Origin of the sequence: Kribbella sp. NPDC023972 (assembly GCF_040639075.1) — a bacterium.
Classification (GTDB): domain Bacteria; phylum Actinomycetota; class Actinomycetes; order Propionibacteriales; family Kribbellaceae; genus Kribbella.
Genome location: NZ_JBEZZH010000008.1, coordinates 248,434 through 266,643 on the forward strand (window position 1 = coordinate 248,434; position 18,210 = coordinate 266,643).

At 69.1% G+C, this 18,210-nt stretch carries 18 protein-coding genes; 10 read left to right on the forward strand and 8 right to left on the reverse strand.

Annotation, left to right across the window (positions count from 1 at the left end; all coding sequences use genetic code 11):
* Positions 1-8: 8 nt before the first annotated feature.
* The 3 genes from ccrA to mce all read right to left on the reverse strand — a co-directional run bounded on the left by ccrA (position 9) and on the right by mce (position 2,906).
* Entirely contained in the window at positions 9-1,340 is a 1,332-nt protein-coding gene (gene ccrA / locus AB0F43_RS29345) for a crotonyl-CoA carboxylase/reductase (RefSeq protein WP_360483835.1), read from the reverse strand.
* Between the two features lie 137 nt (positions 1,341-1,477).
* Positions 1,478-2,380, reverse strand: coding sequence for a sensor histidine kinase (locus AB0F43_RS29350; protein ID WP_360483838.1), 903 nt, complete (start codon positions 2,378-2,380; stop codon positions 1,478-1,480).
* Between the two features lie 94 nt (positions 2,381-2,474).
* A complete protein-coding gene (gene mce / locus AB0F43_RS29355; protein WP_360483841.1) occupies positions 2,475-2,906 on the reverse strand; it encodes a methylmalonyl-CoA epimerase in 432 nt (143 codons plus the stop codon).
* A gap of 65 nt (positions 2,907-2,971) precedes the next feature.
* Between mce and AB0F43_RS29360 the strand changes: the two genes are divergently transcribed.
* The 5 genes from AB0F43_RS29360 (at position 2,972) to AB0F43_RS29380 (ending at position 7,775) form a co-directional block, all read left to right on the forward strand.
* On the forward strand, positions 2,972-4,276 hold the full coding sequence (locus tag AB0F43_RS29360; RefSeq protein ID WP_360483844.1) for an AMP-binding protein: 1,305 nt from the start codon (positions 2,972-2,974) through the stop codon (positions 4,274-4,276).
* Positions 4,277-4,318: 42 nt separating this feature from the next.
* Complete coding sequence (locus tag AB0F43_RS29365) at positions 4,319-5,533, forward strand: acetyl-CoA C-acetyltransferase (protein ID WP_360483847.1); 1,215 nt, start codon at positions 4,319-4,321, stop codon at positions 5,531-5,533.
* A 21-nt stretch (positions 5,534-5,554) separates the two neighbouring features.
* Positions 5,555-6,511, forward strand: a complete 957-nt coding sequence (gene meaB, locus AB0F43_RS29370) for a methylmalonyl Co-A mutase-associated GTPase MeaB (RefSeq protein WP_360483850.1) — start codon at positions 5,555-5,557, stop codon at positions 6,509-6,511.
* A 283-nt stretch (positions 6,512-6,794) separates the two neighbouring features.
* Entirely contained in the window at positions 6,795-6,953 is a 159-nt protein-coding gene (locus AB0F43_RS29375) for a hypothetical protein (RefSeq protein ID WP_165949072.1), read from the forward strand.
* A 105-nt stretch (positions 6,954-7,058) separates the two neighbouring features.
* Positions 7,059-7,775: a PH domain-containing protein gene (locus AB0F43_RS29380; protein WP_360483853.1), complete on the forward strand. Its 717-nt coding sequence runs from the start codon at positions 7,059-7,061 to the stop codon at positions 7,773-7,775.
* Here the strand turns inward: AB0F43_RS29380 and AB0F43_RS29385 are convergent.
* The 4 genes from AB0F43_RS29385 to AB0F43_RS29400 form a co-directional block, all read right to left on the reverse strand.
* Complete coding sequence (locus tag AB0F43_RS29385; protein ID WP_360483856.1) at positions 7,772-9,007, reverse strand: sigma-70 family RNA polymerase sigma factor; 1,236 nt, start codon at positions 9,005-9,007, stop codon at positions 7,772-7,774. The genes AB0F43_RS29380 and AB0F43_RS29385 overlap by 4 nt on opposite strands.
* 3 nt (positions 9,008-9,010) lie before the next feature.
* Positions 9,011-9,358: a YciI family protein gene (locus tag AB0F43_RS29390; protein WP_360483859.1), complete on the reverse strand. Its 348-nt coding sequence runs from the start codon at positions 9,356-9,358 to the stop codon at positions 9,011-9,013.
* A gap of 75 nt (positions 9,359-9,433) precedes the next feature.
* The gene (locus AB0F43_RS29395; RefSeq protein WP_360483862.1) at positions 9,434-10,168 is read right to left on the reverse strand and encodes a maleylpyruvate isomerase family mycothiol-dependent enzyme; all 735 of its coding nucleotides are present in this window, start codon (positions 10,166-10,168) and stop codon (positions 9,434-9,436) included.
* Positions 10,169-10,229: 61 nt separating this feature from the next.
* Entirely contained in the window at positions 10,230-10,676 is a 447-nt protein-coding gene (locus tag AB0F43_RS29400; RefSeq protein WP_360483865.1) for a DUF4231 domain-containing protein, read from the reverse strand.
* 41 nt (positions 10,677-10,717) lie between these two features.
* Between AB0F43_RS29400 and AB0F43_RS29405 the strand changes: the two genes are divergently transcribed.
* The 4 genes from AB0F43_RS29405 (at position 10,718) to AB0F43_RS29420 (ending at position 15,771) form a co-directional block, all read left to right on the forward strand.
* Positions 10,718-11,221, forward strand: coding sequence for a MarR family transcriptional regulator (locus tag AB0F43_RS29405; protein ID WP_360483868.1), 504 nt, complete (start codon positions 10,718-10,720; stop codon positions 11,219-11,221).
* Positions 11,222-11,380: 159 nt separating this feature from the next.
* Positions 11,381-13,054 (forward strand): methylmalonyl-CoA mutase family protein, encoded by a 1,674-nt coding sequence (locus AB0F43_RS29410; RefSeq protein WP_360483871.1) that lies wholly within the window; start codon positions 11,381-11,383, stop codon positions 13,052-13,054.
* Positions 12,975-14,798, forward strand: coding sequence for an NAD-binding protein (locus AB0F43_RS29415; RefSeq protein ID WP_360483874.1), 1,824 nt, complete (start codon positions 12,975-12,977; stop codon positions 14,796-14,798). Before AB0F43_RS29410 ends, AB0F43_RS29415 begins: the two co-directional genes overlap by 80 nt.
* Positions 14,799-14,823: 25 nt before the next feature.
* Positions 14,824-15,771 (forward strand): tetratricopeptide repeat protein, encoded by a 948-nt coding sequence (locus AB0F43_RS29420; protein WP_360483877.1) that lies wholly within the window; start codon positions 14,824-14,826, stop codon positions 15,769-15,771.
* On the opposite strand, the gene AB0F43_RS29425 is transcribed toward AB0F43_RS29420, so the two are convergent.
* A complete protein-coding gene (locus AB0F43_RS29425) occupies positions 15,734-16,951 on the reverse strand; it encodes a citrate/2-methylcitrate synthase (protein WP_360483880.1) in 1,218 nt (405 codons plus the stop codon). The two genes, AB0F43_RS29420 and AB0F43_RS29425, sit on opposite strands and share 38 nt — an antisense overlap.
* An 84-nt stretch (positions 16,952-17,035) precedes the next feature.
* On the opposite strand from AB0F43_RS29425, the gene AB0F43_RS29430 reads away from it, so the two are divergent.
* The gene (locus tag AB0F43_RS29430) at positions 17,036-18,175 is read left to right on the forward strand and encodes a citrate/2-methylcitrate synthase (protein WP_360483883.1); all 1,140 of its coding nucleotides are present in this window, start codon (positions 17,036-17,038) and stop codon (positions 18,173-18,175) included.
* Positions 18,176-18,210 lie beyond the last annotated feature (35 nt).

Here is an 18,210-nt window from a genome sequence, read left to right on the forward strand (position 1 = left end):
CGCGGCAACTACCTGTTGCGGAAGCGATTGATGGCGGTTTCGTGCTGCTCGCGCAGTGCGACGTTCTTCACCCCAAGACCCTCGGTCGGAGCGAGGGTGAGTACGCCGACCTTGCCCTGGTGCAGGTTGCGGTGCACGTCGTACGCCGCCTGCGCCGTCTCCTCCAGCGGGTACACCTTGCTGACCGTCGGGTGGACCATGCCCTTGGCAATCAACCGGTTGGCCTCCCAGGCCTCGCGGTAGTTGGCGAAATGGGAGCCGATGATCCGTTTCAGGTTCATCCACAGGTAGCGGTTGTCGTACTCGTGCATGAATCCCGATGTCGACGCACACGTCACGATCGTGCCGCCGCGACGGGCGACGTACACCGAAGCGCCGAACGTCTCCCGCCCCGGGTGCTCGAACACGATGTCCGGGTCGTCGCCGCCGGTCAGCTCGCGGATCCGGGCGCCGAACCGCTTCCACTCCTTCGGATCCTGGGTGTTCTCGTCCGACCAGAACCTGTACCCCTCGGCCGACCGGTCGATGATCAGCGAGGCGCCCATGGCGCGGCAGAGCTCCGCCTTCTCCGGCGATGACACCACGCACACCGGGATCGCGCCGCCGTTCAGCGCGAACTGGGTCGCATAGGAACCAAGGCCGCCGGACGCGCCCCAGATCAGTACGACGTCGCCCTGCTTCATGTCGGCGCCGTTGGCCGAGACCAGTTGCCGGTACGCCGTACTGTTCACCAACCCCGGCGACGCTGCCTCCTCCCAGGTGAGGTGGTCCGGCTTGGGCATCAGCTGGTTCGACTTCACCAGCGCGATCTCGGCCAGCCCGCCGAAGTTCGTCTCGAAACCCCAGATCCGCTGCTCGGAGTCCAGCATCGTGTCGTTGTGCCCGTCCGGGGACTCCAGCTCGACCGACAGGCAGTGCGCGACCACCTCGTCGCCGGGCTTCCAGGCGTTCACGCCGGGACCGGTCCGCAGGACGACGCCGGCCAGGTCGGAGCCGACCACGTGGTACGGCAGGTCGTGGCGGGCGGTCAGCGGCGACAGCTTCCCGTACCGCTTGAGGAACGAGAACGTCGACACCGGTTCGAAGATCGAGGTCCAGACGGTGTTGTAGTTGATCGCGCTCGCCATCACCGCGACCAGCGCCTCGCCGGGCCCGAGCTCAGGGGTCGGGATGTCGTCGAGATGGAGGCTCTTGCGTGGATCCTTCTCCTTGGTCTCCAGACCCTCGAACATGCTCGTCTCGTCGGCATGCACGGTGATTCCGCGGTAGTGGTCCGGTACGTCGAGCGCACCGACGGCCGCGGTGTCACCGGACAGAATCGCTTCGAGGATCTGCAACACGAAAGTACCTCCTGCAGCGGCGGTCTGGGTGAGCGGAACTTACCGCTGAGTATGCCCGTCTGGCTGTGCCTTGTGACACAGCGCAGGACAGGTGAGACGACCGTCACTTTTTCAGTCCACCGTTGTCAGTGGTCTTATCAGCGCAGGCGAGTGTGCAGCCGCACCTGGGTGAAGTCGTCACCCGACCGGAGCTGCACCAGATCGCACAGTTGGTTCGCCAGCCAGACACCCCGGCCGCCGAGTCCGTCGAGCGGCGGCAGCACCCGGCCGACCAGCAGGTCGTCGATGCGGCCGCGGTCCGCCACGTCGCAGATCAGCGACCCGTCCGCGATCCACACCGACAGCGTCCCGCGCCCGCCGCCGAACCGGATGCTGTTCGTGCAGATCTCGTGCAACGCGAGCGCCAGGTCGTCCAGCCGGTCCCGCGAGACCCCGTGCGACGACGCCTGCGCGTTGACCCATCGCCGTACCTGCCCGAGATCGGCCAGCCCGAACTCCCAGCGCTCGGCCCGATCCGGTACGTCGGTCAGCGCCGTGCGGAACGTCTTCTCCGCCAGGGCTTCCGCGCCCGAGTGGGTAGCGGTCGGATCGATTCCGACGGAGGCCTCGTAGGGGCACAGCAGCCGGAAGCCGGTGTCGTTGGCGAAGGCGATGTCGAGCAGTGCCTCGTGCAGGACGGCCTCGTCGTACTCGGCCGCGTTCCGCCCCGTGTAGGCAGGCTCGTCGAGGCCGCGCACCGGGCGACCGGAGTTCCGCTCGAGCGCGTCGCGCCACAGCGGGATGAGACGCGCGGGGTTGCGGCCGGCCGAGGTCATGTCGATGAAGCTGACCTGCTCGCCCTCGGGCCCGAGCGCCTTGCGGAGGAGAGCGATCCGGGCGGGCGGCAGGGCAGCCACGATCGCCTCACCCGTTGCCAGGCCGTCGCGGACGAAAGGTGTCGCGAGTCGCACGAACTCCCCGTCCGAGGTGTAGACGAAGGCGTCGTGCTGGAACCCCGTCGGCACACCGTCCAGAGAGTCGGTGGCGCTGTCCGTCAGCACCCGGACAGCGTAGACCGGTCAAGGCCACTCAGCAGTGTGTCGGCGCGCGCCGTCACCCGGTGTGGGAGAGCGGTGACAGTGAGGTTTCCTCAGCTCAGGCGGGCTCGACCAGCTCGATCAGAACGCCGCCCGCCGACTTCGGGTGGATGAAGTTGACCCGGGATCCGGCCGTGCCGCGCTTCGGCTCGTCGTACAGCAGCCGTGCGCCGCGCTCGCGCAGTGTGGCGGACACGGTGTCCAGGTCGCGCACCCGGTAGGCGAGCTGCTGGATGCCCGGACCGCGCTGGTCCAGGAACTTCGCGATCGGGGACTGCTCCGACAGCGGCGCCAGCAACTGGATCGACGAACCCGAGTCACCCACCGACAACATCGCCTCGCGGACGCCCTGCTCCTCGTTGATCTCCTCGTGCGCGACAGTCATCCCGAACACGTCGGCGTAGTACCGCACGGCCTCGTCGAAGTCGGCCACCGCGATACCCACGTGGTCGATCGCTTCGAACAGGGTCTTGGTGGTGAGGTGATCCATACGGCCAGCGTGGACCAGCCGCCCGGCCGAATCCAATCGAAAGTGGCCGATGCGACACTGAACGTGTGCCGGGCGATGTGCTGATCGGACTCGGCCGGCTACTGGCGGCCGTGCAGCCCTGGCGTGCGCCTGAAGCTTTCGGCCGCCACGGCCTGACGCTGGCCACCCTTCTGACCCTTGCCGTACGCAACCATCCCGGCGACGTCGCGCTGATCGACGACGACGGTCCGGTCACGTACGCCGACCTCGACCGGCTGACCCACGAACACATCGACGGCGAACGGATCGCGGTCCGCGAACCCAACGGGCGGAAGTTCGTGGCCGCCGTGGTGTCCGGACTGCGAGCCAATGCGGACGTCGTCCTGGTCGATCCCCGCGGACCGTCCGTCGAGGTGGGGACGGACCGGGCCGGGAAGCGGGGCCAGGTGGTGGTGATGACATCGGGCAGCACGGGTACGCCGAAGGTCGTCGAGCGGAAGGTGAGCGTGGGGCAGGCCGTGCCGATCGGGACGCTGGTCCGGCGACTGCCCTTGCGGCGTGGGGTTCCGCTGGTGATCACTCAGCCGTTCTTCCACGGGTTCGGGGTGGGTTTCCTCGCGTTGGGGCTGGCCTTCGGCATGCCGGTCGTCGTACGGCGGCAGTTCGACGCGGATGAGGTGGCGGGCTTCTTGCGCGACGACCCCGGCGCCGTGCTGACCGGCGTACCTCCTGTGCTGGCGAAGGTTGCCCGGACCGGAGTCATGGTTCCGTTGGCAGCCGTGGTGAGCGGTGCCGGGCCGTTGCATCCGGCGGTGGCGGATCGCTTGACGAAAGCCTTCGGGCCGGGGCTGTTCAACCTCTACGGTTCGAGCGAGCTGGGCTGGTCGACGCTCGCGACTCCGGCCGATCTGCGCGAGGCGCCGGGGACGATCGGCCGGCCGGCGGCCGGCGTACGCGTGGAGGTCCTGCGCGACGACGGCCGGCCGGTGCGGGTCGGGGAGGTCGGTCAGCTGTGGGTCGGTGGACGAATGGCCGGTCGAATGGCCGCCTCCGGGGACCTCGGGCATCGCGACTCGGCCGGCCGGCTCTTCGTGGACGGCCGGGCCGACGACCTGGTCGTGACCGGCGGGGAGAACGTATTCCCCAGCGAAGTGGAGAACGTGCTGCTCGGTCACCCCGCGGTCGCCGAGGTGCGCGTGTTCGCCGTACCGGACGAGGAGTACGGCGCTCAATTGCGGGCCCACGTGGTCCGGCGGGACTCGGTGGCGGACGTCGAGCTGCTCGCGTACGCACAGAAGCGGCTGGCTCCGCCGAAGGTGCCGCGGCGGATCGCCTTCGTGCGCAGCCTGCCGGTCACGTCGACGGGTAAAGCGGCCGGACGTGTGACCTGATCGACAGCGGCGTACCAGTGCCGTCGCAGGTATCGTGACAATATGTCTGACGCCACTCGCAGCTCGCAGAACCAAACCGTCATAGTCGCCGGCGCGCGCACCCCGATCGGGCGGCTGCTGGGTGGCCTCAAAGGCTTCACCGGCGCCGAGCTCGGCGGGTTCGCGATCAAGGGCGCACTGGAGAAGGCCGGGGTCGCACCGGACCAGGTCGAGTACGTGATCATGGGCCAGGTGCTGCAGGCCGGCGGCGGCCAGATCACCGCCCGCCAGGCCGCGGCCAAGGCCGGCATCCCGATGACCATCCCGGCCATCACCATCAACAAGGTCTGCCTGTCCGGCCTGAACGCGATCGCGCTCGCCGACCAGCTGATCCGCGCCGGTGAGTACGAGGTCGTGGTGGCCGGCGGGATGGAGTCGATGACGAACGCGCCGCACCTGCTGCCGAAGTCCCGCGAGGGCTTCAAGTACGGCGATGTGCCGCTGGTCGACTCGATGGCGTTCGACGGCTTGTGGGACGCGTTCACCGACCAGGCGATGGGTGCGCTCACCGACCAGGCGAACAACGAGGGCCTGAAGCTGAGCCGCGAGGAGCAGGACGAGTTCAGCGCCCGCTCGCACCAGCAGGCCGCCGCGGCCTGGAAGAACGGTGTGTTCACCGACGAGGTGGTGCCGGTCGAGGTCCCGCAGCGCAAGGGCGACCCGATCGTGGTCGACAGCGACGAGGGTGTCCGCAGTGACACCTCGGTCGAGTCGCTGGCCAAGCTGCGGCCGGCCTTCGGCAAGGACGGCACCATCACCGCCGGGTCGGCCTCGCAGATCTCCGACGGCGGTTGCGCCGTGGTCGTGATGAGCAAGGCGAAGGCCGAGGAGCTCGGCCTGAGCTGGATCGCCGAGATCGGCGCGCACGGCTCGGTCGCGGGTCCGGACTCGACCCTGCAGAGCCAGCCGGCGAAGGCGATCGTCAAGGCCTGCCAGAAGGAAGGCATCGAGCCGGGCGCGCTGGACCTGGTCGAGATCAACGAGGCGTTCGCGGCGGTCGGCATCGCGTCGGCGCGCGAATTGCAGGTCGACCTCGACAAGGTCAACGTGAACGGCGGTGCTATCGCCCTCGGCCACCCGATCGGCATGTCGGGTGCCCGGCTGGTGCTGCACCTGGCGCTGGAGCTCAAGCGGCGTGGTGGTGGCACCGGAGCCGCGGCCCTGTGCGGCGGTGGCGGCCAGGGTGACGCCCTGATCGTTCGCGTGCCCCAGAGCTGACCCAGAGCTGACACAGAGCTGATGCCACGACGTACCGCTCCTGTCGGTGAATTGGTCGAGCGGGCCCGCGAGGGTGACGCGCGGGCCGTCGCCCGGCTGATCTCACTGGTCGAGGACGAGTCGCCGTTGCTGCGTGAGGTGATGGCGGCCCTGTCGCCCTACGCCGGGAACGCGCACATCGTCGGGATCACGGGCTCGCCGGGTGTCGGCAAGTCCACGTCGACGTCGGCGCTGGTGTCGGCGTACCGCGAGACGGGGAAGCGGGTCGGCGTACTCGCGGTCGACCCGTCGTCGCCGTTCTCCGGCGGTGCGTTGCTGGGGGACCGGGTGCGGATGCAGGATCACGCCACGGACGCCGGGGTGTTCATCCGGTCGATGGCGTCCCGTGGACACCTGGGCGGGCTGGCCTGGACGACGCCCCAGGCGTTGCGGGTGCTGGACGCGGCCGGGTTCGACGTCGTCCTGGTGGAGACCGTCGGGGTCGGTCAGTCCGAGGTGGAGATCGCCGGGATGGCCGACACGACCCTCGTGCTGCTGGCGCCGGGGATGGGTGACGGGATCCAGGCGGCGAAGGCCGGCATCCTCGAGGTCGGTGACATCTACGTTGTGAACAAGGCCGATCGGGACGGCGTGCAGAACGTCACCCGCGACCTGCGCGCGATGCTCGCCCTGGCCGAACGGCCTGCGGGCGCGTGGTCGCCGCCGATCCTGAAGACTGTTGCCTCGCGCAACGAAGGGATCGCCGAGGTGGTCTCGGCGATCGAGGACCGGCTGGCCTGGATGGCGGCGAACGGGGTCCTGGACGAGCGGCGCCGCGGCCGGGCGCGGGACGAGATCGAGGCGATCGCGATGACCGCGCTGCGGTCCCGGTTCGCGCATCTGCACGGCGATGCCCGGCTCGACGTCCTGGCAGCCAAGGTGGCCGAGGGGAACACCGATCCCTACACAGCCGCCGACGAGCTCATTGCGGCCCTCTAGTGCAACACTCCACCACTTTCTGTCACATTGTGTCGCCGGCAATGGCTACACTGAGACCAGTTCCGGAATCGGGCAAAATCCGCACGTTTTCCGCGCGACGGTGCGATCCCCGTCTCACGGCGGCGCGCCGGTGGCTGCCATGCCCCCAAATCCGTTACAGAATGGACCTTGTAGCTGGTGAGCATTGTGCGGTGGGCTGTGTTCAGTCAGTGACAATTGGTGACGGTCCGTGATACAAACACAAACACAGTCGACCGAGTGGTTGCGAACGAGGAGTGGTGACATGCCGAAGAAGCTGTTGATCTGGTCGGTCATCGCCTTTGCCGGCTTCTATCTGTTCACTCAGCCGGCGAACGCGGCCGACGCGGTGGGAGGCGCGTTCTCAGCCGTCGGCGACGCGTTCGGGAGCGTGATCACGTTCCTGACCGCGCTGTTCAACTGATCTGCTGTCCGAGTGTCCCGCTACGAGCGATCGTGCGGGACACTTGGCTGTACGAAGCGATTGGGGCCGGGTGGCCGACAGCGGGGATAGCAGGGGAGTGAGCGGATGGCCGGAATAGGCCTGTTCCGGATCTTCGACCCGAAGGTCCGGCGCCATCTGATCTCGGACGAGGGCGAAGTCGTCATCGACGAGGTCAGGCAGCACTGGGTGGTGTTCACGGTGCCGATGCTCGAGGTCGTGCTGGCGACCGCCCTGCTGGTGGCGCTGGTGACCGACTCGATCGGTGGCACGCAGGTGCTGCTGGCGATCGTGCTGATCCTCCTGATGCATGCCTTCTGGCAGTTCCTCACCCACCACCGGGACCGGTTCGTGGTCACCAACATGCGGGTGATGCGGATCCGTGGCGTCTTCTCCCAGACGGTCGCGACCACCCCGATCGCGCGAGTCCTGGACATCACCCTGCAGAAGCCGATCGTCGGGCGGATCTTCGGCTACGGCCACTTCGTCTTCGAGTCCGCGGCGCAGGACCAGGGCTTCCGCGAGATCAGGTGGGTCAGCCGCCCGGACGACCGGGATCTGACCATCCAGCGGGTCATCCAGCGCACCGGTCTGCGCGCGTCGGCAAGCGTCGACGTGGTGCAGGGCGACGACGACTCCGACGACGACGGTACCGGCCCGATCGGGATGGACTCCGCACAGGAGGTCACCACCACGGTGGCGCCTGCGCCCGCCGCGCACCAGGCGCGCCCGGTGGCCGGCTCCGGCACCAAGTCCATCTTCAACAGCGAACGCGGCAACTGGACCGACGACGATCGCGACTAGGGCGTATCCCGGGCGGCCTCGAGGAAGGCCAGCCGGCGGCGTTCCCGGTAGGTGCGCTCCGAGTCGTTCGCGCCGGACGCGATGGCCTCGGCCAGTTCCTCGGCGGCTTCGGCGTACCGGGCCTGCCGGGCCAGCAGTTCGCCGCGCACCGCATGCCAGCGAGGACTACGCGGTACGCCGTCCAGCAGCGCGAACGCCGAGGTGACGTCGCCCGCTTCGGCGGCCGCGACGACCTGGCCCAGTTGTGCGGCCGGGCTGGGCGCGACCTCGTTGAGCAGCTCGTACAGGCGAAGGATCTCGCGCCAGTCGGTCGCGGTGTAGCTCGGGACGCGGGCGTGCTCGGCCGCGATCGCGGCCTGCAGCTGGTAGGCGTCGGCTTGCCGGTTCGAGCGCTGGAGCGAGTCGTTGAGCACGGCCACTCCGCGGGCGATCAGGCCGGCATCCCAGCGCGTCCGGTCCTGCTGGTCGAGTGTGACGACCTCGCCCTGCTCGTCGAGCCGAGCCGGGCGGCGGGCCTCGGTGAGGAGCAGCAAGGCCAGGACCGCCATCGGCATCGGCTGATCCGGCAGCAAACCGTGGAGAAGCTCGGCGAGCCGAATCGCCTCGGCGCAGACGTCCACGTCGTACGCGGTCTCGCCCTCGATCGGCGCGTGGCCGGCGGTGTAGAGGCTGTGGATCACCGCGCAGACCGCCGGGAGGCGATTAGGCAGCTCGTCGGCCGGCGGCACCCGGTACGGGATCCGGGCGGCGGCGATCTTCTGCCGTGCACGGGTCAGCCGCTTGTTCGTCGCGACCTCGGTGGTCAGCAGTACACCGGCGATCTGCGCGGGCGACAGACCGCAGAGTGTGCGCAAGGCCAGGGCGACCCGGGTCGGTGGCGACAGGGTCGGATGGCAGCAGGTGAAGATCAACCGGAGCAGATCGTCCTGCAGCACGCTGTCCGGCACGTCTCCGTCCGGCTGACTGAGCTCCATCAGCTCCAGCCCGTCTCGCTCCTTGCCGGGGCGTGCGCGCTCGCGGCGGATGATGTCGATCGCCTTCCGCCGGGCGGTCACGGTCAGCCAGGCGCGCGGCTCTGGCGGTACGCCGGTCACCGGCCAGGCGCCGAGAGCCGCCAGGGACGCCTCCTGGACGGCATCCTCGGCGAGCTGGACGTCGCCGACCGTCCGGATCAGGGTCGCGAGGATGCGCGTGCCCTCGATCCGGATGGTCTCGGCGAGCTCGTCGTACATGTACTACTTGGCCAGGATGACCGGCCGGACCTCGACGGCGCCGTTCCAGGCCGCCGGGATCTTCGTGGCGACCGCGACCGCCTCTTCCAGGTCCGCGGCCTCGATCAGGTAGTAGCCGGTCAGCGCTTCCTTGGTCTCGGCGTACGGCCCGTCGGTCGTGACCACCGGGCCACCGCGGGCCCCCTCGACCCGGACGACCGTCGCCGTCGCGGTCGGGTGCAAGACCGCGCTGGCCTTGATCTGCTCCTCGTGGTCCACGCCGAACTGGCGGTACTCGGCGAGCTCCGCCGCCTGTTCGGGCGCCCACCAGTCCACGTCGGCGGTGTAGGTCAGTGCAAGGTACTGCGCCATCGAAAGCCTCCTTCAACAGGACCACTCTGGTCCTTCACCAAGGGAACGAACAGCCACCCTTGATCAGGACATCGCTCAGGTGGTGCATTCCGCGATCCTGGCCCGGAACTCCCGTACGACGTCCGCGTCGCCGGCGGACCGGATCGCAGCCGTGTCGACCCGGCCCCACAACCACAGGAACACGGCATCCGCCGACCCGAAGATCTCGGCGGCCACGTCACCCTCGGAGCCCGGACTCACCGCGACACCGGTCGCATCGGCGCGGACGGTCCAGGCGCGTCCCTCGACGGTGATCCGCACTGTCGCGTCGACAGGGTGCTCGGTGTCGCCCTCCTCCCACCAGGGGCCGCCGAGGTTGGGGAAGAGCAGTTCGTCGATGCCGTCGAGCGCGAGATCGGGATCGATCGGAGTGACCACGTCATGAGCCTGCTCGACATCGATCCGGTGCACGACGCTCTCGAGCGCCATCCGCCGGTACCAGAAACCGGAGGTCCTGTCGTCCGGGCTGAACGTCCACGTCTCCAGCTCGGTCCCGGCCGTCTCCAGCGCGTCCACGATCGCCACCCGCGCTTCGTCGTACAGCTCGAGCGCGTCCCGACCGCCGAAGTCCGGCGGCCACGGGTCCGGCAACGCACCGAGCCGCAACACCTCGACCTTGTGCAGATACACCGTCGCCACGTGCCGCACCACCGACTCCACCGTCCACCCTGGACAGCTCGGCACCGCGGCATCCAGCCCCATCCGCGCAACCTCCCCGAGCCGCGCCGACTCGGTCCGCAACTGCTCGAGATAGAACCCGCCCAGTGTCATACGGCCGAGCATGCCAGCCGCACCGGACAGTTTTTCAGATCCTGCGGCCCTTCACCGCGGATCAGATGCTGCGGGCCTTCACCGCGGCCTCCCAGTCGGTGGTCTCGGCCTGGCTGATCTCGACGACGCGCTCCGCGAGAAGCCGGACCGGGTCCTCGGCGTCCGCGTAGCGCCCGGCGCGCTGCGCGTACAGCCAGGCCTCGTTCCGCAACTGTTCGGCGGTCCGGGTGTACATCGGATAGGAGTCCTTGAACCCGAACAGCGTCCGGATCCCCTCGGCCAGGGCGATCACGCCGCCGAGGGCGGGCGCGAGCCAGGTGGGGGCGCCGATGGCGACCGAGATCGCGATGACGAGTGCCGCGATGAGCTGGACGGTGCCCAGCAGCCGGTAGTAGATGCGTGACCGGTTCGCCTGGGTGCGGTACCAGCGGAACCTGATCGCGATCAGTTCCTCGGCCGGCGAGTCCGTGCCGAGTGTGGGGAAGTCGGAGTCCCTGAGAGTCGCCACGGTCAGCCACGATAAGGGCTGTGGCGGATAATCTTCCGGACATGGCGAGGAAGAGGGCGTTGCCGTTCGATCCGATCGACGAGGCGTCGCGGCAGTGGGGGCGGCGGTGGGGAGCGGTCGAGCAGATGCGGGCCGTCACCTCGCTGATGCGGGCCCAGCAGATCGTCATCGGTGAGCTCGACGACATCCTGAAGAAGCACGGCCTGACGTTCGCGCGGTTCGAGGCGCTGGTGCTGCTGACGTTCTCGCGGCGCGGGTCGTTGCCGCTGGGCAAGATGGGGGAGCGGTTGCAGGTGCACCCGACCTCGGTGACGTCGATCGTACGGCGGCTGGAGGCGGCCGGCCTGGTGACCCGGACGCCGCACCCGGACGACGGCCGGGCCGTCCTCTGCGAGATCACCCCCGAGGGCCGCGAGCTGGTCGAACGCGCCACCGCCGATCTCGTCGCCGCCGACTTCGCCCTGTCCGGTCTGACCGACGACCAGCTCAAGATGCTCTGGTCCGTCCTCGAACCCCTCCGCCACAACGCCGGCGATTTCACCTAGACCCGGATCTCCAGGCCATCACAATGCGCTGCCCTGAGCGTCTCCCCGCGTCGGCCCGCCGCCGGCGCGTGATGGTGATGGCCTGGCGGTTCGTCCCCGGCGGTTGGAAATAGTTGGACGTCCTAGTATTTTGGGAGCAGTCCCGAGGAGGTCTGACTGATGGATGCCGACGAGATCGCCGCCGGCCGGAGCCGGTGGCAGCAGCGGTACGACGCGGCGCGTAAGCGGGAGGCGGATTTCACCACGCTCTCCGGCACCGAGGTCGCGCCCGTCTACGGTCCACCCGAGGGGGTCGACGACCCGCGGATGGAGCGGATCGGCTGGCCGGGCGAGTTCCCGTTCACCCGCGGCCTGTACCCGACCGGGTACCGCGGCCGCACCTGGACGATCCGCCAGTTCGCCGGCTTCGGCAACGCCGAGCAGACCAACGAGCGGTACAAGATGATCCTGAACGGCGGTGGCGGCGGCCTGTCGGTCGCGTTCGACATGCCGACGTTGATGGGCCGTGACTCCGACGACCCGAAGTCGCTCGGCGAGGTCGGCCACTGCGGGGTCGCGATCGACTCCGCCACCGACATGGACCGGCTGTTCAAGGACATCCCGCTGCAGGACGTGACGACGTCGATGACGATCTCCGGTCCCGCCGTACCGGCGTTCGTGATGTACCTGGTCGCGGCCGAGCGGCAGGGTGCCGACATCACCCGGCTCAACGGGACGCTGCAGACCGACATCTTCAAGGAGTACATCGCGCAGAAGGAGTGGCTGTTCCCGCCGGAGCCGCACCTGCGCCTGATCGGTGACCTGATGGAGTACTGCGCCGCGACCATCCCGGCGTACAAGCCGCTGAGTGTCTCCGGCTACCACATCCGCGAGGCCGGTTCGACGGCCGCGCAGGAGCTCGCGTACACGCTGGCCGACGGGTTCGGGTACGTCGAGCTGGGCCTGTCGCGAGGACTCGACGTCGACGTGTTCGCACCCGGTCTGTCGTTCTTCTTCGACAGCCACCTGGACTTCTTCGAGGAGATCGCGAAGTTCCGGGCGGCGCGGCGGATCTGGGCCCGCTGGCTGCGTGACGTGTACGGGGCCAAGACCGACAAGGCGCAGTCGTTGCGCTTCCACACCCAGACCGCAGGCGTCTCGCTGACCGCCCAGCAGCCGTACAACAACGTCGTACGCACGGCTGTCGAGGCGCTGGCCGCCGTCCTCGGGGGGACGAACTCGCTGCACACCAACGCACTCGACGAGACGCTCGCGCTGCCGAGCGAGGAGTCGGCCGAGATCGCGTTGCGGACCCAGTCGGTGCTGATGGAAGAGATCGGGGTCACCAACGTCGCCGACCCGCTCGGCGGGTCCTGGTACGTCGAGGCACTCACCGACAAGCTCGACGCGGAGGCCGAGGAGATCTTCGCCCGGATCAAGGAGATGAGCCCGGACGGCTCGATGACCGGCGGCATCCTGCGCGGGATCGAGGACGGCTGGTTCATGGCCGAGATCGCCGACGCCGCGTTCGAGTACCAGCAGAAGCTGGAGAAGGGTGAGAAGAAGATCGTCGGGGTGAACACCCTGACCGACACGGTCTCCGGTGAGCTGTCCATCCTCCGGGTCAGCCACGAGGTCGAGATCGAGCAGTGCCGGGTGCTCGCGGAGCGCCGGACGCACCGCGACGAGGACCGGGTCCGTCGTACGCTATCCGCTCTGGTCGAGGCGGCCAGAGGGACCGGGAACCTCATCGAACCCATGCTGGAGGCGGCGCGTGCGGAGGCCACGATGGGGGAAATCTGTCACGTTCTTCGGGAGCTCTGGGGCGAGTACCGAGAGCCCGCCCGCTTCTGAGGACGGGCCGGCAGACAGTCAACCGGCACCGTCCGGCGACACCGCGCTCGGTCCGGCCGACGGGCGCGGTGTGGTCGTCTGTGGCTCAGACCGCACGATGCTGCGGGTCGTCACCGAACTGGTCAGCTCGGGCGAGCAGGTCACCGCGATCGTCAACCCCGCGTCCCGGCACTTCGAACGGATCGGCGAGCTCGGCGCGAACGTGCTGGGCGTCCGGGTCGTCAGTGAGGCGCTGCTGCGGCGCGCGGGTGTCGCCGATGCGAAGGACGGGAACCCGTCGTCCGCGCGTGCCCTGGTGCTGCTGGACAACGACGACGTCCGCAACGTCCACACCGCGCTGACCGCGCGGGACATGGATCCGGACCTGCGCATCGTCGTACAGATGGTCAACCCGCGGCTGGGCGCGCAGTTGCACAGCCTGCTGGGCGACTGTGTGGTGATCTCGGGTCCGTCGCTGGCCGCGCCGGCGTTCGTGTCGGACGCGCTGGAGGACGACGAGCTGACCTGGCTCGATCTCGGCGGCCGCCGGCTGGTCGCCGGTCAGGCCGATCTGATCCGCGAGCCGCATCTCGCCGTACTGGCCGACACCACCTCGTCGGCGACGCCGGAGCTGCTGCCGATCGTGAGCTCCGATCCGACCGGTGACATCGTGCTCGGCACCGGTGTGCGCAGCGTCTGGCGGACCAAGGACGTACGGCGAGCCGGCTGGCTGATGGCGATGCGCGACGTCTTCGATCGCCGGGTACGGCGGATCGCCGCGGTCATGCTGTTCCTCGTAGTCAGCGGGACGGTGCTGACGCACTACATCGCGCACCCGAACATCGACTGGTGGCGCGCGCTCTACCTGGCCGCCGGTGCGGTCACGTCGGCCGGCATCGAGGACGACACGTTCTCCGAAGCGGAGCCCTGGGCCAAGGTGGCCGCGGTGCTGGTACAGCTGACCGGCATCGTGCTGATGGCCCTGCTCACCGCGGTGGTCGTCGACTCGCTGATCGGTGCCCGGTTGTCGCGGGTGATCGGCGGCGTCCGCGGCCGGCCGCGGAACCATGTCGTCGTCTGCGGTCTCGGCACGGTCGGTGCGCGCGTGCTGGAGATCCTGGCCGAGCGTGGCGTCGCGGTGGTCGGGGTCGAGCACGACGAGGACGCGCCCGGTGTACAGACGGCGCACCGGTTGCGGGTCCCGGTGGTGATCGGGGACAGCAGCAACGAGGAGACGTTGCGATCGGCCGGTGTCCAGAGGTGTCAGTCAGTGCTCGCGATCACCAACGGCGACATCACCAACCTGGAATCCGCGATGGTCGTCCGCGAGCTGAACCCCGAGGCGCGGATCACGATGCGGATGTTCGACCACGACCTGGCCCAGCGGGTCGAGCGGCGGCTCGGGCTCGGGCACAGCCGGTCGGTGTCGATGCTGGTCGCTCCGGCGATCGCGGCGGCGGTGGCGAACCGGCGCAGCCAGGTGACCGTGCCGGCCGGTCGTCGCGTCCTGCTGCTCACCGAGGTCACCGTCGAGCCGGGCTCGGTCGCGGGCGGTCTGCGGCTGGGCGAGCTGGACGAGGCCGGTGGTCTGCGGGTCCTCGCTTGCCAGGACGGGACCACCTGGGACTGGTCCCCGGCGTACGACAAGGTGCTCCAGCCAGGTGACCGGATCGCTGTCGCCGGCACCCGCAGCGGCCTGGCCCGTCTGCTCTTGGCCACCCGGGCACACCACCCTGAAGCCGCGTCGGGGAGGATGGACCCGTGAACGTGAACGGAATGCGAGGGCAGTCGTGAGTCAGTCGAACTTCTCCCGTCCTGGGGCGATCGATCTGTCGTCTCTGCGCAAGCCAGGCGCACCGGCCGGCGCCGCGCCGGGCCAGGGTGCTGCCGCGCCCGCGGCCGGCGGTGGCGCGTCGGGGTCGTATGTGCTGAACGTGAGCGAGCCGACCTTCCAGGCCGATGTGATCGAGCGGTCGCTGCAGGTGCCGGTGGTGGTCGAGTTCTGGTCGCCACGGTCGCAGGCCTCGACCGCGCTCAGCCCGGTGCTGGCCAAGCTGTCGACCGAGTACGCCGGCAAGTTCCTGCTGGCCCGGATCGACATCGACGCGAACCCGCAGCTGGCCCAGGCGGTCGGCGTCCAGTCGGTTCCGCTGGTGATCGCCGTACTGCGGGGTCAGGTGGTCCCGCTGTTCCAGGGCGCGCTGAGTGAGCCGGAGGCGCGGCAGTACCTCGACCAGCTGCTCACGGTGGCGGTCGCGAACGGCATCACCGGGCGGGCCGAGCCGGTCGGTCCCGCGGCCGCGTCGGAGGAGGCTGCCGAGCCCACGCCGGACCCGCGCTACGAGAAGGCGGAGAACGCGGTCGGCGCCGGTGACCTGGACGGCGCGATCGCGGCGTACGAGGAACTGCTGAAGGAAACCCCGAACGACGCCGAGGCGAAGTCCGGCCTGGCCCGGGTCCAGCTGGTCAAGCGCACCCAGGACGTCCCCGCGGACATCCGTACGCGCGCGGCCGAGAACCCTGATGACGTCGAGGCGCAGAAGCTGGTCGCCGACGTCGACCTGATGGGCGGCCACGTCGAGGACGCCTTCAACCGGCTGATCAACACCATCCAGGTGACCTCGGGCGACGAGCGCAACGCTCTCCGGCTGCACCTGCTGGAGCTGTTCGAGGTCGTCGGCACCGACGACGAGCGCGTGGTCAAGGCCCGCCGGCGGTTGATGGCCGCGCTGTTCTGACCTTCGGCTCGACCGGACCCCCTCGGCCGGTGTAGATCCCCAAGGCACGGAAGCGCAGAGCCGGCGCCGCGTACTCCTCCAGCGCGTGCGCGGTCCATCCGATGATTCGCGCGAGCGCGAACAACGCGTCGCCGGCATCTGCGCGGAACTCGAAGGCGTGCATCATCGCGGCGACGGCCAGATCGCTGTTCGGGAACGACGGCATCCGCGCGGCCAGCACCTGAACCGTCTCGACGACGGGGTGGTCGCCCAGCAGCTCCAGCAAGACCTCGGCGCGCGGGTCCCGCTCGCGATAGATCCGATGCCCGAACCCTGGCACCGGTTCACCTGACCGCAGCTGATCCGACAGCGCCTGCAGCGGATCCCGCTGTGCTCGCTGCAGGAATTCGTACGCCAGGGTCGGCGCGGCGCCGTGGTACTGGCCATCCAACGCGCCCAGCCCGGCCGACACGACGGCGTACAGATTGGCTCGGGCGCTGGCGGCCACCCGTGCCGCGATCGTCGACACCGCCAAGCCATGGTCGGCGAGCATGATCAGTGCGGCTTCCAGCAGCTCGGGTCGCGGTGGGTGGGGCGACAGCTTCGGCCAGAGTTGCTTGCCCAATGACTGTGGTGTGTCTGACGTGCGCGGCGGTCCGGGAAGAGACGCGGCGAGTACGCCGATCAGCTTTTCCGCTGCCGCGACCACTGAACGGGGCATGAGGTCGAACCGCATCGGGTCGGCAGCCCCGAGCACGGTGACTGCCACCCGAAGCCTGTCGGTCAGGCGGGCCGAATCCGGCAGCACGCTCATCGCGGACCTGGCGAGCTGCACCGAGTCACCCGGCGCCGGGAACGGCTGGCGCTTGGTCAGGTCGCCGGTCCACAGCAGATGCGCGACCGACTCCAGGGGCCACTCGGTTGCGAGCTCCCGGACCGAGTGACCGCGGTAGTAAAGCTCGTCGTCCTGCAGGAGGGTGAGCTCGGACTCGATCTGCTCGACCACCCCGGAATGCTCCACGGACTTGCTCGCCAACCGCTCGACGTCCGCCGCGGCGAACAGGCTGCCGCGCCGGCCTCGAGCCCGGACGCTCGTCAGCAGCCCCCGGCTCACGTACGCGTAGATCGTCTCCGGCTTCACCTTGAGCTGGCGGGCGACCTCCGCCGTGGTCAGGTAATTCTCGTCACCTTGCTGGCTCATCCAGCGCTCCTCCGAGCGTCTGTGGGTCTTCATGTTGACTGGATCAATATTGACAATAGTTGATTGCCTGTCAACTCTGAAGATATGTCAACAACAATCAATGTCCCGGGTGGTCTGCGCAACGTCGTCGTCACCGAGACGACCCTGGGCGACGTCCGTGGTGACGAAGGGTTCTACCACTACCGCCAGTACTCGGCGATCGATCTCGCCAAGTCGAAGACGCTGGAAGACGTCTGGTTCCTGATGTTCGAGGGCCACCTCCCGACCGCGGACGAGCGCGACCGCCTCATCGCCGAGTTGGCGCCCTTGCGCGTGCTGCCGGACGAGGTCCGCGCGGTCCTGCCCGCGATCGCGACCGCTGGTCCTTCGTTCAATCCGCTGGCCGGTCTCCGTACCGCCTTGTCGCTGCTGGCCGCCGTACGGAAGCTGCCGCCGCTCTGGGACGCGGACCCAGCACGCCGGAAGGCGGACGCGATGCTGGTGTGTGCGGTGACGCCGACGATCCTGGCGGCGCTGTACCGCTTGCGCGAGGGACAGGAGCCGCTCGAGCCTCGCGCAGACCTCACTGCGGCGGCCAACTGGCTCTACCTGGTGACCGGCGCCGAGCCGGACGCCGCGCAGGTCGCTGCCATCGAGCACTACCTCGTTGCCACGGTGGATCACGGGTTCAACGCGTCCACGTTCACCGCGCGGGTGATCGCGTCGACGGGTGCTGACGTCGTGTCCGCAATCGCCGGTGCGATCGGAGCCTTCTCGGGACCGCTGCACGGTGGCGCGCCGGACCGGGCGTTGGCCAGCCTGGACGAGATCGGCACGCCGGACCGGATCGACGAGTGGGTGCGGGAGAAGGTGTCGGCGGGGGACCGGATCATGGGCTTCGGCCACGCCGTCTACCGGACCGAGGACCCGCGGTCACTGATGCTGCGCGACATCGCCCGCGGCCTGGGCGGGGACCTGGTGGACTTCGCGACCACGGTCGAGCAGCGCATCGTCGACGTACTCGCCGAGCTGAAGCCGGGTCGCAACCTCTACGCCAACGTCGAGTTCTACGCCGGCGTGGTGATGGAGCTCTGCGGCCTGCCGCGCCCGATGTTCACCCCAACCTTCGCCGTCAGCCGCGTCATCGGCTGGTCCGCCAACATCCTGGAGCAGTCCACCGACCCCAAGATCATCCGCCCCATCGCAACCTACGTCGGTCCGCAACCCCCTGCGCCCGTTCCCTGAAGCTCTGCTGTGCGGCCGCCCTCTCGGGCGGCCTC